13 protein-coding genes are annotated in these 16,372 nt (G+C 47.5%); 7 read left to right on the plus strand and 6 right to left on the minus strand.

Annotated features, from left to right (window positions below; translation table 11 throughout):
• Positions 1-4 precede the first annotated feature (4 nt).
• The 4 genes from NT010_08290 (at position 5) to NT010_08305 (ending at position 7,011) form a co-directional block, all read left to right on the plus strand.
• The gene (locus NT010_08290) at positions 5-1,450 is read left to right on the plus strand and encodes a GAF domain-containing protein (protein MCX5806049.1); all 1,446 of its coding nucleotides are present in this window, start codon (positions 5-7) and stop codon (positions 1,448-1,450) included.
• Between the two features lie 190 nt (positions 1,451-1,640).
• Positions 1,641-5,039 (plus strand): FG-GAP-like repeat-containing protein, encoded by a 3,399-nt coding sequence (locus tag NT010_08295; GenBank protein ID MCX5806050.1) that lies wholly within the window; start codon positions 1,641-1,643, stop codon positions 5,037-5,039.
• A gap of 221 nt (positions 5,040-5,260) precedes the next feature.
• Positions 5,261-6,115: an MBL fold metallo-hydrolase gene (locus NT010_08300; protein ID MCX5806051.1), complete on the plus strand. Its 855-nt coding sequence runs from the start codon at positions 5,261-5,263 to the stop codon at positions 6,113-6,115.
• Between the two features lie 191 nt (positions 6,116-6,306).
• Positions 6,307-7,011, plus strand: coding sequence for an FKBP-type peptidyl-prolyl cis-trans isomerase (locus NT010_08305; GenBank protein MCX5806052.1), 705 nt, complete (start codon positions 6,307-6,309; stop codon positions 7,009-7,011).
• A gap of 60 nt (positions 7,012-7,071) precedes the next feature.
• Here the strand turns inward: NT010_08305 and NT010_08310 are convergent, their stop codons facing one another.
• Genes NT010_08310 through NT010_08335 form a run of 6 tightly spaced genes read right to left on the minus strand, consistent with a single transcriptional unit; the run spans position 7,072 to position 11,230 of the window.
• On the minus strand, positions 7,072-8,079 hold the full coding sequence (locus NT010_08310) for a hypothetical protein (protein MCX5806053.1): 1,008 nt from the start codon (positions 8,077-8,079) through the stop codon (positions 7,072-7,074).
• Positions 8,076-8,762 carry an ABC transporter ATP-binding protein gene (locus NT010_08315; protein ID MCX5806054.1) on the minus strand — a complete coding sequence of 229 codons (687 nt, stop codon included), beginning with the start codon at positions 8,760-8,762 and terminating at the stop codon, positions 8,076-8,078. The genes NT010_08310 and NT010_08315 overlap by 4 nt, the downstream gene beginning before the upstream one ends.
• 7 nt (positions 8,763-8,769) lie before the next feature.
• On the minus strand, positions 8,770-9,903 hold the full coding sequence (locus tag NT010_08320; protein ID MCX5806055.1) for an FtsX-like permease family protein: 1,134 nt from the start codon (positions 9,901-9,903) through the stop codon (positions 8,770-8,772).
• Positions 9,900-10,217, minus strand: a complete 318-nt coding sequence (locus tag NT010_08325) for a hypothetical protein (GenBank protein ID MCX5806056.1) — start codon at positions 10,215-10,217, stop codon at positions 9,900-9,902. Before NT010_08325 ends, NT010_08320 begins: the two co-directional genes overlap by 4 nt.
• Complete coding sequence (locus tag NT010_08330; protein MCX5806057.1) at positions 10,214-10,693, minus strand: nitrous oxide reductase accessory protein NosL; 480 nt, start codon at positions 10,691-10,693, stop codon at positions 10,214-10,216. Before NT010_08330 ends, NT010_08325 begins: the two co-directional genes overlap by 4 nt.
• 21 nt (positions 10,694-10,714) lie before the next feature.
• Positions 10,715-11,230, minus strand: a complete 516-nt coding sequence (locus NT010_08335) for a nitrous oxide reductase accessory protein NosL (protein ID MCX5806058.1) — start codon at positions 11,228-11,230, stop codon at positions 10,715-10,717.
• 266 nt (positions 11,231-11,496) lie between these two features.
• On the opposite strand from NT010_08335, the gene NT010_08340 reads away from it, so the two are divergent.
• Genes NT010_08340 through NT010_08350 form a run of 3 tightly spaced genes read left to right on the plus strand, consistent with a single transcriptional unit; the run spans position 11,497 to position 16,362 of the window.
• A complete protein-coding gene (locus tag NT010_08340; GenBank protein ID MCX5806059.1) occupies positions 11,497-11,898 on the plus strand; it encodes a FixH family protein in 402 nt (133 codons plus the stop codon).
• A 43-nt stretch (positions 11,899-11,941) separates the two neighbouring features.
• Complete coding sequence (locus NT010_08345; GenBank protein MCX5806060.1) at positions 11,942-13,186, plus strand: efflux RND transporter periplasmic adaptor subunit; 1,245 nt, start codon at positions 11,942-11,944, stop codon at positions 13,184-13,186.
• Positions 13,183-16,362, plus strand: coding sequence for a CusA/CzcA family heavy metal efflux RND transporter (locus NT010_08350; GenBank protein MCX5806061.1), 3,180 nt, complete (start codon positions 13,183-13,185; stop codon positions 16,360-16,362). The genes NT010_08345 and NT010_08350 overlap by 4 nt, the downstream gene beginning before the upstream one ends.
• The last annotated feature ends 10 nt before the right edge of the window (positions 16,363-16,372 follow it).

Raw genomic sequence — 16,372 nt, forward strand, 5'->3', positions numbered from 1 at the left:
CACAATGAGAAAGCAGAATAATCTCCCGGCGAATACAGTTGAATTGGGCCGTCAGGGGGAGACTGAACGCAGCCAGGCCGATGAAGCTCTTTTCAGGGAGAGAAATCAGCTCAAAAAACTTCTCTATATATGCCAGATGGCGGATACACAAATCCAGGAAATAAGTTCTTTCGTGATTGAAGAGTGCATCAGAATCAGCGAGAGCGAACTGGGATTCTTCGGGTTAATCAGCGAAGATGAAACATTGATGACGGCCCATTTATGGTCGGAAAAGGTCATGGAAACCTGCGCCATGGATAATAAACCGGTGGAATTCCCTTGCGGGAATGCCGGAATCTGGGCAGAGGCGATAAGACAGCGCAAGCCGGTGACCATCAATGACTACAACAAACCTGATCCCCGCAAGAAGGGCTGCCCCGACGGCCATGTAGCTTTGTCGCGCCTGATGAGCATTCCCATTGTCGATGGAGGTAAAGTCGTTGCTGTTGCCGCGGTTGCAAACAAGCGGGCAGAATACACTGAATCCGATTACCTCCATATCCATATCTTTCTGGAGAACATGTGGAGCATCATACAGCGGAATCGGTCAATAGAAGCCTTACGGGTAAGTGAGGAGAGGTTTCGCACCGTTGCTGACTTTACCTATAACTGGGAAACCTGGAGCGGCGACGACGGCCGCTATATCTATGTCTCTTCCTCCTGTAAGAGAATGACGGGCTACTGCGTAGAAGAATTCATGAACGATCCCGATCTTATGACGAAGATTGCCCACCATGACGATTGGGCGCTTCTGGCCAGACATGAGCAGGAATGCATCACCAGAGAGGTTTGCCACCTTGACTTCCGCATTATCACCCGGGACGGCGAGGAGCGTTGGATCAGCCACATCTGCCAGTCGGTATTCAACCCTGACGGAAAATCCCTTGGCCGCCGCGCCAGCAACCAGGACATCACCCAGCAAAAAACACTGGAAATCAAACTGGATACATACAATCAGCAACTGGAACAGCTGGTGGCAACACGGACGGCGGAGCTGGAGGAACTGAATACGGCCCTGAAAGTTCTGCTGCAGCATCGGGAAGCGGAAAAGACCGAGACCGAACAGAGAATTCTGGCAAATATGAACGAGCTTGTTACCCCCTATCTGGAGAAACTGAAAGCAAGTCAGTTGGGCATCACGCAAAAGACCCTCATAGATATTTTGGAAAGTAATCTGAAAGATATTTTTTCTCCTTTCCTGCGCCACCTTTCCACGGCTCAATACAATCTGACCCCTCAGGAAATTCAGATTGCCACCATGATTCAGAGCGGCAGGACCAGCAAAGAAATGGCATCTATTTTAAACGTATCGTACAGAACGATCAATTTTCACCGCGAAAACATCAGAAAAAAGCTCGGCCTTGGAAACAAAAAGGTCAATCTCAGATCCCACCTGTTATTAATTACATAATGCCAGTATTTAGCTGGTATTATGTTTGATATAAACTGGTATTGCTTTACCGCCTAATGATACTTAATTATATTTAGCGAAGAAATGACAAAATGCAAACAACGAGACCTTTGAATTCTGCAACCAAGCACTTTATCCGTCATTCCTGTGCAAGCGGCATTCAAAAAAACAGACGTAAAAGGAGACTAATATGAAAGGACCAGGATGGATTTTACTTGTAAGTTTGTTGGTGATCGTTGCTGCCAATCCCTTAGGGGTCAACCTCGCTCAGGCAGGCCCGGGGACACTGGCAGGGACAGATGCTTCGGTAACGCCGAGCGGCGGCACGTTTTACGCCAACAGTCCTTTAGGCACGCATCGGTACTGTAACGCTGCCGGCGTGTGCAGTGCTACAAGAGATTCTGGAACAGCCCTTGCAAAGTTTGTCGACAAGCTGCCGGGACTGGGATCGGCGAACGCGAATGGTCTTGGGCAATATATCCCTGTTGCCACTCCTGATACGACAACCTATTCGGGATCTGATTACTACGAGATCGGACTGAAGGACTATACCCAAAAAATGCATACGAACCTGCCCAAAGCTACCAAACTCAGAGGTTATTATCAGAAGAATGGAACAGACCATTCTACACAGTATCTGGGACCCCTGATCTTGGCCAAAACGTACGATCCTACCAAAACGGCGGGCGTGGCGGGAAATGGAAAGCCGGTGCGTATCAAGTTTTTAAATGAGCTTGGCATAAATGGCGCCGGTGACCTATTCATTCCTGTAGATACCACGTATATGGGTGCAGGGATGGGACCTTTGTCCGCTGCTGGCGCACCTTGTGATCCATCTCTCCCTGGCGCAACATGTGCCAGTTATACACAGAACCGTGCCACCATCCATCTACATGGCGGCGTCACGCCATGGATCAGCGACGGTACACCCCACCAATGGATCACCCCGTCAGGAGATTCAACCCCCTACAAAAAAGGTGTGAGCCAGCAAAACGTTCCTGATATGCCGGATCCAAACGGTCTGGTACAAGGATCGGCTACTTTTTATTACACCAACCAGCAGAGCGGCCGACTGATGTTCTATCATGATCATGCCTATGGGCTCACCCGTCTCAATGTCTATGCCGGCGAGGCCGCGGGATATCTTTTATACGACCAGACAGAGGAAGATTTTATTCTGGGGACCAATACCTCGGGTAACAACTCTGGCCTTAAATCGCCAATCCCTAATAATGGCGGAGGTGTTTATACTTATGGTATTCCACTTATCATCCAGGACAAGACCTTTGTGCCAGCCGACATCGCAGTCCAGGATGCCAAGTGGACAAATGCCAAATGGGGAGTATCCGGTGACCTCTGGTATCCGCACGTATATGAGACGAATCAGTGGCCTGATAATCCGGACAACAGCGGAGCAAACAATTTCGGCAGGTGGGATTGGGGCCCCTGGTTCTGGCCGCCGGTAATCGTGGATGCGGCGCACAGCACGCCACCGGTATACCAGTGGGATGTGACCGGCACACCTGAAGCATTCATGGACACCATGTTGGTCAACGGCACTGCCTATCCCTACCTTCCGGTGAGCCCGACAGCTTATCGGTTCCGAATTCTTAATGCCTGCAATGACAGACCTCTCAATCTGCAGCTGTATGTGGCCGATCCCATGATCACAACCGGAGCAGGCGTTGGCAAGGAAGTCCCAATGGTTACCGCAGCCTCGCGTCCGGCCTGTTCTCCGACGCTTGCAACTAATTGCACATGCAACGATGGAACCAGTAAGCCTAACATCCTCTGGAGGAATACTGCGACCGGTCAGAATTCCGTCTGGTTAATGAATGGGATAGAGTTTTTGAGCGGGCAATCCTTAAATCAAGTACCCGATCCGAACTGGGCACTTGTTGGTGTGGGTGACTTTAATGGTGACGGCAACCCGGACATCCTCTGGAGGAATACTGCGACCGGTCAGAATCACGTCTGGTTCATGAATGGGACAGAGATTTTGGACGGGCAATACTTCCATCAAGTACCCGATCTGAACTGGAAAATTGTTGGTGTGGGTGACTTTAATAGTGACGGTAAGCCTGACATCCTCTGGAGGAATACTGTGACCGGTGAGAATCACGTCTGGTTCATGAATGGAATAGAAATTTTGAGTGGGCAATATTTCAATCAAATACCCGATCCTAACTGGGCACTTGTTGGTGTGGGTGACTTTAATGGTGACGGCAACCCTGACATCCTCTGGAGGAATACTGCGACTGGTCAGGATTACGTCTGGTTCATGAATGGGATAGAAATTTTGAGCGGGCAATACTTCAATGAAGTACCCGATCTGAACTGGAAAATTGTTGGTGTGGATGCCTTCAATGCAGGCGCCAACTCGCCGGCAGGCTGCTTCCCTGATACATGGCCTACGGATGGAAGGGCAGGCGGTGTGCCTGATCCTGCCTATGCAGGTCCGAAGATGATCCAGATAGGCACCGAAGGCGGTTTGCTGCCTGCGCCGGTGGTGCTCAATAATCAGCCGGTTGGCTATGAATACAACCGGAGAACCATCGTGGTTCTCGATATCCTGAACCAGACGCTCCTGTTGGGACCGGCAGAGCGTGCCGATGTCATCATCGACTTCTCCGCTTTCCCCGGTAAAAACGTCATTCTCTATAACGATGCACCTGCGCCCAATCCGGCTTTTGACCCGCGCTATGACTATTTCACGGGAGACCAGGATAATACCTGGATGGGCGGTGCTCCTACGACTGCGGCAGGATATGGCCCCAATACCCGGACCATCATGCAATTCCAGGTGGCATCTGGTTCTGCAACGACACCATATTACAATGACACGGCTAAGATGGCCACTTTGACCACAGCGATGCAAACCGCCTTCAATGCGACTCAGCCCAAACCTATTGTGCCGCAGACGACATATCCTGCACCAAATAACGTTGTTGTCGGCGCCCAGTATGCACACATCCAGGACAACTCTATGACTTTCAAGCCAATTGGAGGAGCATCAAATACGATCAATTTTAACTCCAAGGCCATCCAGGAACTGTGGGACCCCTACGGACGGATGAACGCTACACTGGGAGTCGAACTGCCTTTTACCAATAATAATATACAAACAACAATCCCGTTGGGGTACGTAGATCCGGTTACCGAGACAATTAATAACAATGAGACCCAACTCTGGAAGATTACTCATAACGGTGTTGACACCCACCCTGTTCACTTCCACCTGTTTAACGTGCAGCTCATCAACCGGGTCGGCTGGGACGGGGCAATAAGACCACCTGAACCAAACGAACTGGGCTGGAAAGAAACCGTCAGGATGAAACCACTGGAAGACGTTATTGTTGGATTCAAAGCGGTTCTACCTACACTTCCCTTTGCTATTCCCAACAGTAATCGTCTTCTGGATCCGACTAGGTTGGTAGGAACCAATCTCACACTAATAGACCCGGCAGACGGAAATGCGAAAGTCTACGTCAATGCAATGACCGATTTTGGTCATGAGTACGTATGGCATTGCCACATCCTGGGCCATGAAGAGAACGATTTCATGCGGCCGATGATCTTGGTACCATAGCCTGTCATTGCACAGACAAGACTTCAACTTCAGGGGACAACTCCCGATATCAAAGGAGTTGTCCCCTGATTACAATCATGCGATGTTTATCTTTGAAAAGGAGCATCCGGCTGTGCTCAAATCTGAAAACAAATAGAACGAATCGGGTTTGTGCAGGATTTAGGAAATTACCTGAAAGTTTTTTATGAATATGCCCGGTCATGAATCAGGAGGATGGGAGAATGAAAATTAAAGTTTGGGGTTGCCGTGGATCCATAACAACACCCGGTCTCAATACTCTTCGTTACGGGGGCAATTCTACTTGCCTGGAGATACGCTCCGTTTTGGGACAGGTCTTTGTTGTTGACGCCGGTTCCGGCCTGCGCAATCTCGGGAAAGCCCTTAGGCAGGAAGAGGATATCTCGGATGTTCGTTTTTTCCTGACACATCCGCACTGGGACCACCTGGTAGGCTTTCCTTTTTTTGAACCGGCCTATTCCGATCATTACAATATTACCTTTTGCAGCGGGCCTCATTCACAGGACGCGATACGCAGATACCTGTCCCGCCAGATGGAAGCCCCTTATTTCCCAATTGATTTTAAATATTTGAAGGCCAACTTCAACTACCGTTGCGATCAGCCTAAGTCAGGAAACGGCAATTGCATGATTGGCAGTATGGAATTTTGCGCCTTTCCCCTGAATCATCCTGGCGGCGGGTATGGCTTTAAATTTGTCGAAAGCGGAAAGGCATTTGTGTTCCTGAGTGACAATGAACTGGGATTTCAGCATAAAGGCGGCTTGTCAAATGAGCAATATGTTGCATTCTGCCGCGATGTTGACCTGCTCTTTCATGACGCCCAATATACGGCTGAAGAATATAAGCACACCCGAGGATGGGGACATTCCACATACAAAGATGCCACAGATTTGGCAATCGATGCCGGTGTTAAACGTTTTGGGCTGTTTCATCACGATCCGGACCGCACAGACGATGACATGGATCAGCAGGCGGATTACTGCCGGGAACAAATAAGCCGGGCCGGCAGTCCAGCGGAGTGTTTTCCCTGTGCAGAGGGAATGGTGGTTGAACTATAAAGGAGATCATCTCTTTACCATAATGAGACGATCTTTTAATGGTTGTCTTTAAAAATTCTGAAAACCTTTAATTGGTGTATCTCTTCTGATGGCAAACGACTTCAGAATCGAATATTTTAATCAGAATTGTTTAAAGGTTCTAAAAAACAGAGATTACAATAAATAAATTACATTTTCACACAAGGAGGATGATGAAACGGAAACTGAGCAGCACTATAGGGATATTGATCTTAGGCTATTTGTTTCTTGCTGTTGCGGCAAATGCAGCGGAAGAATCTGTTCTAAAAACACAAAAGGATAAGATAAACTATGGTATCGGGGTCAGTGTGCTGAGGAACTTCAAGCAGCAGGAAATTGACCCGGATCTTGAGTTCGTAATCAAGGGCATGATGGACGCTCAATCAGGCGGCAAGCTCCTTTTAACCGAAGAGGAACTCCGCAGCACCCTGGACGCGTATCAAGCTGAACTAAAACAGATGCACGCACAGGCAATGAAAGCAGCAGCCATTGAAAACAAGCAAGAGGGCGACGCCTTCCTGGCCGCAAACAAGAAAAAGGAGGACGTGGTCACCCTGCCGAGCGGGCTGCAGTACAAGATCCTCAAGGCAGGCGACGGCAAGAAGCCATCGGGGAATGATATGGTGGAGTGCCATTACCGGGGAACCCTCATCAAGGGAACCGAATTTGATAGTTCCTATCGCACCGGAAAGCCTGCTGTCTTCAAGGTCTTAGGTGTGATTCCTGGCTTGACTGAGGCATTGATGCTCATGCCGGTCGGCTCCAAGTGGCAACTTTTCGTTCCTCCCGAGCTGGCTTATGGAATAAGGGGCGCGGGCCGCGACATCGGGCCGAACGCGACACTCATCTTTGAACTCGAACTTCTCGCCATCAAGTGATGTATGCCTATGTAATTTACCATAAGCATCTATGTCATGTAAGCGGCGTCCCCTGGTATCTTAATAACCTTCGAGTCTGAAATCGGTAAATAACATGGCACAGATTGTGATTACAGCAAAAATGAGATAAAGAATAAGAGTCATAAGGGTGAGCAGCTTTTGAATACGGGGAACAATTTCATAGAGACTTTCTATGTATCTGAAAGGTATAAGCATACCAACACCAGTGCCGGCCACAACTCCCCCGAGGAGTGTGCTATATATCAAATACCCGATATAATGATACTCTTTCTGCAGGATACAGAAGGGACAATGGTGCGTCGGCAGCTCATAAAAATAAAGTGAGATGAATGAAATAAGTGCCGCGATTGATACCGCAAAGGTAACCAGGGTCATAATGGAAAAAAATAGTCCGGCTAATGCCCTGCTCTTAAGGAAGAAATAGAGCCCGGACATTAAGGTAATCGTCATGACGGCACAAAAAAGGATCTTCATGGGTATACCTGGCAGCGCCGTAAGGCTTGCCCCTATTCCTGTACTTTCCGGACTGAAGAGACTTCCACAGCATGATGTAATGATATTGGCCTTAAGATTAAGAAAATAGGCGCCCTGGGTGAACATCTCTGCAAAAATAAAAGGCGTTATTATGAGAAGCAATAGGTATTTCGTTTTTATTAAAGGGTAATCAACAGCTCTGTTATCCGTGTAGTTCAATATGAGCCATACTCCACCGAGCAGGAAGTTAAATATTTTAAGTAGTATGGTGGGGTACCCGAAACCATTTACATTCAATGTTCCTGCCGCACACATGGCGCCGACAAAGAGGCTGCTCAGCTTGTCGGCTGTAAAGATGAACAAAAAAAGCGAAAGGAGCTGAAAACCGAAAGCGTAACTCATGATAGTTGAAATAAGGTATGTTTTTCTTTCCAGGCTCAATTGCAGTTCACTGCCATCCTGTAAATCCCAGTTTCTCAAAATGCTCACCCCGTACCAGGCAGCATATAAAACCATGTAGCTCACAATTATAGAACCGATAAAAAGGGCGATAACAGCGGGCTGCATGATCATGGGCGTGTCCCTGCGGCCAGTACCTTTCCATCACGGAGTTCTATCACCCTGTTTACTTCGGTTGACTCGAAAACAAGAGGATCGTGGCTTGCGATAAGGACTGTCTTCCCTTCCCTGTTGAGCCTTGCCATGATTTCGATAAATTCACTGGACAGCTTCGTATCGAGGTGTGCGGTAGGTTCGTCTGCGATGATAATGCTCGGATTATTGATCAGCGCCCGTGCAATGGTAACACGCTGGGCTTCCCCTCCTGACAGCCATTCTACCCTGGAGGATGCTTTTAGGGATATGTTGAAAAGGTGGAGGAGTTCAAGAGCCCTTTTCTTTAGAGCAGCGTGTTTCTCTCCGCAAGGATAGGCAGGAATCATAACATTCTCAAGGGCTGTCATACCTTTGATAAGGTTATACTGCTGAAAGATGAACCCAAAGGTTTTACGGCGTATTTCCGTGAGAAACCGCTCCGGAAGGCTTGTTATTTCACGGTTGAGGATTTCCACTCTCCCCGTTGTCGGCTTTGTCATGGCGCCGATGATACTCAGTAGAGTCGTCTTCCCCGATCCGCTGGGACCCTTCAAAACCGTTACCATATTGGAATCTATGGCAAGGTTGATATCATCGACGGCCATAAACTCGTTTGAGTTGCCTTTATTAAAAATCTTCGTTACATGTCTCAGCTCAATCATGGCGTATCTAAAGCCTCATTACTTCATCAGGGTCTACAATTGCCGCTTTCCAGGAAGGGATAATAGTAGCCGCAGTGTAGGGGACAACTGTCAGGAAAAACAATGCTGCTACCTGATAGGGGTCTATGTAAGGGATGAGGCGGAAATGCGGGTACAGCACGGACCATCCCTTAAGAACCGGCTCAAAAAAAATATATGAGGCAAAAAACACGTGGAGGTAGGCAAATACAATCCCCATCAAAAAAGCAGAGAGAGAAATAACCATGCCTTCCCACAATTTCATGGAAATTACTTCGGATGTTTCCCATCCTACTGCCTTCAGTATACCGATCTCCCGCCTTTCTTCAGAGCTGAGACTTGTCGCCTTGTCCCATGCAAGGATGACAAAGGCAAGGATGGCCCCGGCAATGATGAATATCAGCAGCCCTCCGCGCCAATCAAACACTGCATCATAGGTTCGTGCAATTTCATCCCGAAGAATCGGCCGGGTATCCGGAAGGAGCCTTTTTATTTTGTCCGCCACGGTGCTCAATTCCTTCTTGTTTCTCACCTCCAGGGTCAAGTCTGTGAAATATCCTTTCTTTATACCAAAGAGATTTTTGAAGTCCCTTTCGGATATTTCCACTATATCTGATGAAACAAGTTCCGACTCAGAAGACATAACATCAGATATCTCAAACGTCATATATGAGCCGTCAAAACCCTTAAGCGGCATAAAGTCTCCTTTTTGTGCATCGAGAACTTTTGAAACACCCCGACCTATAGCAACAATACCCGTCTTGGCCTCATAATCCTTAGCAGCTATCAGAGTATAATTAGCCCCGGTTGACGGTTCGTAGTAATAACCCCACAAGCGCCCTTTCACATTGCGTACGCCAGTGATCCCTTCTATGATACGAATATAATCCTCCGGGACGAGATCGTGCCGCCCGGCAACAAGCTTCTGCACTACGATCTCAGGACTGCCCTGCAGAATAATAGACGCCTCTCTCTTTATAGATGTGGTGAAAAAAAAGATAGATGCCAGAATTAAAACTATTATCGTATAGACTGCCAGTAACGCAAGGTTTTTTCCCCATCTCCGCAAGAGCGAGGAAAGGGCAAAGTCGATGATATTTCTCTGCTTCTCAACCCAGATCACATTCCCCCCGGTTTGCATTTTGTGAGGCGCGGCGGAGGCCCTATTATCGATCCTGAAGGAAAGTGTTCCATAGATGAGGGGTGGTCCTGAAAAGGTGTGGCAAAATCAGCCATAGCCGGGTTTCTGGTGTATTGCGCGTCCGTAAAAAGACAAAGGTCCGTCAGTCCATACTTTTCCACTATTCTCGTACGCTCTTTGAGGAAAAGCGCATCGTTCAGGCCTCTAAAATGAGCATGAACAAAAACAATGAGCAACGCGCAGACGTTAGCTGCAAGCCACAGGAGGAAAATGTTGGATTTTCTTTTGAATATCAATTGAGCCCTATTATGATCGAATCGGAAATTTCCTGGAATCTGAGTAATGTTTTGCCTTTATGGTCCTTTATAAACCCCTTTGCTTCCCCCTCCTTTTCAAATGGTATCAGTTCTCTCCCCATGGGTCCGTAGACGTCGCTTCCCTGGACATAATATGCTTTCAAACCGTCAATGTAGCTTAACCCGTAGTAGTCAGTCACATAGATTGAGCCGATATCGGTTCTCCTCGCTTTAGGGTTATATTTGCTTAGATTGAAGTAATATTTGAACATGTCCTTAGCTCCGTCAAAAAATGCAAATGAGCCGTCTTTAAAGTCTATCCGTGCAACAAAATCAGGATACTTTGCCACGAACATACCGCATACGGGACATTTATCGCGCGGCCCCGGTTGTGGAGGATTTTTTTCCTCCCCCCACAGAACCATCGCCCATGTAAGACTGATCAAAATAATAACAAAAAGGGATCGCTTCAACATTGTTGCCCCTGAAAATCACATCTAATGGCTCATTTTCTTTTGTTTCATCATTTTTCTTTTTTCCCGGATCATCTTCGTATCTGCATACATGTCCTCGTAAGTCGCTTTAATGGCCTCATCAAACGTGGCAATACTCCCGCCGTTAGCTTTTATAAAAGCGTCAGCATCTGCCTTCCTCTCGAATGCCCATTTGCCTCGTTTGGTCATGACGCCAGGCTTGGTGCCGCCAATGACCCAGAGGGCCTGTTCCGCATCAATGAGCTTTTTTGTATTGTAATCGCCGACCTTGATAGTCTTTGGTGTTTTATCGAGATGAATGGCAAGATCCACGGCAGCACAATGGAGGCTGCAAACTGCAAGCTCTGTGCCGTCATCATAAATTATAAGCATTCTGCTGTGGGAGAACTGCCCCCTGTCCATTCCACAGTAACTGCATGCCTTGTTCGTGTCAATATCGGCTTCACTGAAAGCAGTGCCGGTCCAAAACATATTTATACAAATAATAAATCCAACCAGCAATAACTTTTTCCTACTCATTGAAAAACCTCCTTTTTTTCTTGAAGCATTAAACCGTCATTTAAGCTTTTCATTTTTATATGACACAAACAATGCGTTGTCAAGGTTGTGAAAGGCTTACGGGTCGTAGATGTCAAGTACAAGAGAAAACAGCAATGAAGTGAACCAGGGGATGGTAAACATTCAATTATGTCATTTTTGCCTTGCCCTTGTCGTCAATGTATTGATGTGTTATCTTTATTATTCAGGATGATCGCTTCAGTGAATAATACAGCGGAGTTTTAATATTGTATATATATGTAAGGAAATCGCTCACGGTTATCTTTTTGTTTATAGTTGGCATGTCAATTGCTTATGGTAGAGATTATACCGTAAGACGGAAGATTGACGGCTATACCGTAGATGTATCTATCAATCGAAACCCCCCTATCGTCGGCAGGAATGATCTGCGGGTTGAGATAAAGGACCTTCTTGGAAAATATGTTTTAAATATGCCTGTAACAGTCAATTACTACATGCCTCCCATGCCGGGTATGCCGCCCATGAATTATACAGTGCAGGCATCATCCCGTGGTTCTGGATACGGGGCAACCATGGACCTCATCATGACGGGTCCATGGAATATCGTCATCAGGGCAAATACTGAAGGGAAACCCTTAAGAATGACTATTCCCATTGATGTGAGGTAGAATTGAAGGCAGCCAAAAAAATGTAATGCGAGGTATCCGAAATATGAGAAAAATGTACGTCGTAATCCTTGCTGTTATTCTCCTTGGAGTCGCGGTGTATCTCTTGCTCCCGGTTCGTCAGGATATGAACAGGAAGATATCAGTTGCGGCAGCCCCGCACCCCTCCTCTCAAACCCCGGACAAGAGAGCCGTGGAAACCTCGTCTGGGGCTTCTGTTCCCGGAATAGAACCGGGGGGACATAATGATGGCATAATAACCGTTGAAGTCCCCCTTGAAAAACAGCAGACAATGGGTTTGAAGACTGTTGCGGCTGCAGTAAAACCGATGAAAAAGACACTAAGGACGGTGGGCCGCGTCGAATTCGACGAGAGGAAACTGACCACTGTGAATATCAAAGTTGAGGGATGGATCGAAAAACTCTATGCTGATTACACAGGGAAGTATGTGGACAAGGGTACTCCGCTTGCCGATATATACAGTCCGGAGCTGATATCTCTGCAACTTGAGTATATTAACCTTATAAATCAGCAATCAAACACGGGTTTCCGTTCTCAAAGAAATATTGAATTCAGCTGGGGAGATAGATACGGGACAGTGGGGAGAGCAGCTTTTTATGACCCCCAGGGCTTGTTTGAAGTAGCTAAACAGAAATTTGCCCTCTGGGAAATCCCTGAAGAACAGATCAAAGAAATTGAAAGAAGCAAGAAACCCATAAAAACCATGACGATTAAGAGTCCTGCAAGGGGATACGTTTTTCAAAAACCTGTTTTTAAGGGCACGCGGGTTGCTCCGGGGGATAAGATCTTTGATATTGTGGACCTCTCTACAGTGTGGGTACTGGCTGATATATACGAATATGAAATACCTTTTATAAAAGTAGGACAGAGTGCCCGGATCACCTTGAGTTACTATCCCGGAAAAGAGTTTTCCTCCAGAGTTGATTTTATCTACCCTTCTCTTTCGGGACAGACGAGGACAGCAAAGGTCCGCTTTGTCCTTCCTAACCCCAACCTTTTACTCAAACCACAAATGTTCACCAACGTAGAGATGGAACTCAGCCTTGGAGAGCGGCTTTCAATTCCTGAGACGGCCATTCTCGATACAGGCACAAGACAGGTCGTTTATGTTGTTCTTGGGGATGGCATTTTTTCTCCCCGGCAGATCAAAGTCGGAGACAGGGCCAATGGAATGGTTGAAGTTCTTAGCGGTCTTAAGGCCGGAGAGAGGGTTGCCTCATCTGCCGTCTTCCTTATCGATTCAGAGGCGAAGCTGAAGGGCGTACAATGATAGAGCGGATCATTGAACTATGCAGTAAAAACAGGCTTATAACAATTCTTTTCGTAATTATTCTTGTAGGCTGGGGATACTGGGCAATCGAACATTCTGCCCTTGATGCCCTCCCCGATCAAAGTGACACGCAGGTCATTGTCTATACGGACTGGCCCGGGAGAAGCCCCGATCTCGTCGAGAACCAGATCACCTATCCTGTCAGCGCCACGCTCCTTGCAGCGCCACAGGTCAAGGCAGTGCGGGGATTTTCTTTTCTTGGAAGTTCCTTCATTTATGTCATATTCGAAGACGGTACAGACATTTATTGGGCCAGAAGCCGTGTACTGGAATACCTCCAGGCCGTGAAAGGTAAAATACCGACTGACGTAAATCCCGTGCTCGGTCCCGATGCTTCAGGTGTGGGATGGGGATTTTCCTATGCCCTGGTTGACGAACAAGGAGATAAAGACCTGTCAGAATTGCGTTCCCTCCAGGACTACAATGTGAAACTTGCCCTTGAAAGCGTGCCGGGGGTTGCTCAGGCAGCCAGTATCGGAGGTTTTGTCAAACAATACCAGATTACCGTTGATCCCAACCGGCTTCTTTCTTATGGCATACCTATAAATAAGGTTTTCGAGGTCGTAAGAAAAAGCAACAGCGACATCGAGGGTCGTGTTATTGAAATGTCCGGCGCAGAGTATGTCATTCGCGGCAGAGGGTATATCCAAAGCGTCAAAGATCTCGAAGTCGTTTCTGTCAGTAACGATGGATCGGGGACCCCTGTCTTCCTGAAGGACATCGCTCAAATTCGCCTGGGACCGGAGATACGCCGTGGTCTGGCAGACCTTGACGGAAAAGGAGAGGTTGCAGGAGGCATCGTTGTTGTCAGGCACGGAGAGAATGTCTTAAATGTTATTGACCGTGTAAAAGAAAGGATTAAGAACGATATTGCCCCCAATCTCCCCAAGGGCGTCAAAATAGTCACCACTTACGACCGCTCCGATCTTGTCTATAAAGCTGTGGGCACCTTGCGCAATGAAATTATTATTCTTATTCTTTCCGTCAGCATCATCTGTCTGGTCTTTCTTCTTCACCTTCCCAGCGCCTTTGTCGTCATCCTCACTCTGCCGTGCGCTATTCTTATCTCCTTCATATTCCTCTATTTTCTGAAAGTTACCTCCAATATTATGAGCCTTTCAGGCATAGCCATCTCCATAGGCATTCTCGTCGACGCTTCTATAGTCATGGTGGAGAACGCCCACAAGAAGCTGGAAGAAGCAGGCTATGGGCTAAAAACTTCTGAAAACCGGACTCGTATTATCATAGATGCGGCTAAAGAAGTGGGGCCTTCTCTTTTCTTTGCTCTCATGGTTATTACTGTTGCCTTTCTACCAGTATTCACCCTCCAGGGACAAGAAGGAAGACTTTTCAGGCCTCTCGCCTACGCCAAGACCTTTGCCATGTTTGCCGCAGCCTGCCTAGCCATTACGCTTACACCTGCACTGATGACCCTGTTTATAAGGGGCCGTATACGTCCGGAGAGCGATAACCCTGTGAATCGTGGATTGGAAAGGATTTATGAGCCCATGGTCCGTTTCTGTCTTAAGTTTCACAAAAAGGTAATCATAGGGGCTTTGATCCTCATGGCTGTGACACTATATCCATATTTGAAACTGGGTAATGAATCGATGCCGGCCTTTTTCGAAGACGCACTTTTTTACATGCCTGTAACTGCGCCCGGTGTATCAATTTCAGAAGTCTCTTCGTTGCTTCAAAAGCAGGATAAAATTTTAAAGGGGTTTCCTGAGGTGTCTCAGGTATTCGGCAAAGCAGGCCGTGCTGAGACTGCTACTGACCCGGCGCCCCTTGAGATGTTTGAAACAACCATCAATCTCAAACCCAGATCACAGTGGCGAAAGGGGATGACTGTCGAAAAACTGATTATGGAGATGAACGACGCCCTGGCCATGACCGGCGTCTCCAATGCTTTTACATCGCCCATAAAGGCAAGGATCGACATGCTCACCACCGGCATAAGGACGCCACTGGGGATGAAAATCTTCGGTCCTCATGTTGATGAAATTGAAAAGATAGGAATAGAAGTGGAGAAATTGCTTAAGAGCGTACCACATACACGGAGCGTCTACGCCGAAAGGGTTAATACGGGCTATTTTATCGATATATCCATCAACCGCGAAGAGGCGGCACGTTACAATCTTACCGTAGATGATGTCAACGGCATTATCCAGTCTTCTGTCGGTGGATTCAATATTACCACCACAATCGAAGGAAGGGGACGTTATCCAGTCAATATCCGCTACGCCAGGGAACTGCGAAGCGACATAGACACCATAAAAAGGGTACTTGTTCCTGTTTCTTTTTCAACAACTCAACCGGATCTGCCCGCTGTAACTGCACCCGGCATTGCCCAGGTACCTCTCTCGCAACTAGCGGATATCAAGATAGCTAAAGGTCCGACACAGATCAAGAGCGAAGCAGGTATGCTCACCGGATATGTTTACATTGATTACACCGGAGGAGATACCGGAACCTACATCAAAGAGGCAAAGAGACGTTTGGCCTCCCTGAAGATTCCAGACGGTTACCGACTCGAATGGAGCGGTGATTATCTGCGTCTGGAGAGTATCCGAGAGCACCTCAAAACCGTGATACCTCTCACACTCCTTCTGATTATTATCATCATTTATTTCAGCACCCGGTCTTATATGAAGACCGTTATTGTCCTCCTCGCTGTCCCCTTTTCCCTTGTGGGTTCCTTCTGGTTCCTCTATTTCCTGGGATATCATATGAGCACTGCTGTCTGGGTCGGGATCATCGCCCTCGCAGGTCTTGACGCAGAAACCGGCGTCGTCATGCTGCTTTATCTCGATCTTTCATATGACAGATGGAAAAAAGAGGGACGATTAAAAAACATTTCCGACCTGCAGGCTGCAATCATGGAAGGGGCAGTAAAAAGGCTTCGGCCTAAGATTATGACAGTAGCGACAGATGCGGGGCTCATCTTCGTTTTGTTTGACACGGGCATCGGTTCGGAGGTCATGAAGAGCATTGCCGCGCCCGTGATCGGTGGTCTCGTGACCTCTACCATTCTTGAGCTCACTATTTACCCTGCTATATACATGCTCTGGAGAAAAAGGGCGCTGGCGAAAGAAGTGTTATCGGGCCGGCAATAATCTTTGCTCG

Source organism: Pseudomonadota bacterium, from assembly GCA_026388275.1.
Taxonomy (GTDB): Bacteria; Desulfobacterota; Syntrophorhabdia; order Syntrophorhabdales; family Syntrophorhabdaceae; genus JAPLKB01.

Coding starts and splice junctions, on each gene's coding strand:
- NT010_08290 (MCX5806049.1), top strand. CDS start 5: ATGAGAAAGCAGAATAATCTCCCGGCGAATACAGTTGAATTGGGCCGT.
- NT010_08295 (MCX5806050.1), top strand. CDS start 1,641: ATGAAAGGACCAGGATGGATTTTACTTGTAAGTTTGTTGGTGATCGTT.
- NT010_08300 (MCX5806051.1), top strand. CDS start 5,261: ATGAAAATTAAAGTTTGGGGTTGCCGTGGATCCATAACAACACCCGGT.
- NT010_08305 (MCX5806052.1), top strand. CDS start 6,307: ATGAAACGGAAACTGAGCAGCACTATAGGGATATTGATCTTAGGCTAT.
- NT010_08310 (MCX5806053.1), bottom strand. CDS start 8,079: ATGATCATGCAGCCCGCTGTTATCGCCCTTTTTATCGGTTCTATAATT.
- NT010_08315 (MCX5806054.1), bottom strand. CDS start 8,762: ATGATTGAGCTGAGACATGTAACGAAGATTTTTAATAAAGGCAACTCA.
- NT010_08330 (MCX5806057.1), bottom strand. CDS start 10,693: ATGTTGAAGCGATCCCTTTTTGTTATTATTTTGATCAGTCTTACATGG.
- NT010_08335 (MCX5806058.1), bottom strand. CDS start 11,230: ATGAGTAGGAAAAAGTTATTGCTGGTTGGATTTATTATTTGTATAAAT.
- NT010_08345 (MCX5806060.1), top strand. CDS start 11,942: ATGAGAAAAATGTACGTCGTAATCCTTGCTGTTATTCTCCTTGGAGTC.
- NT010_08350 (MCX5806061.1), top strand. CDS start 13,183: ATGATAGAGCGGATCATTGAACTATGCAGTAAAAACAGGCTTATAACA.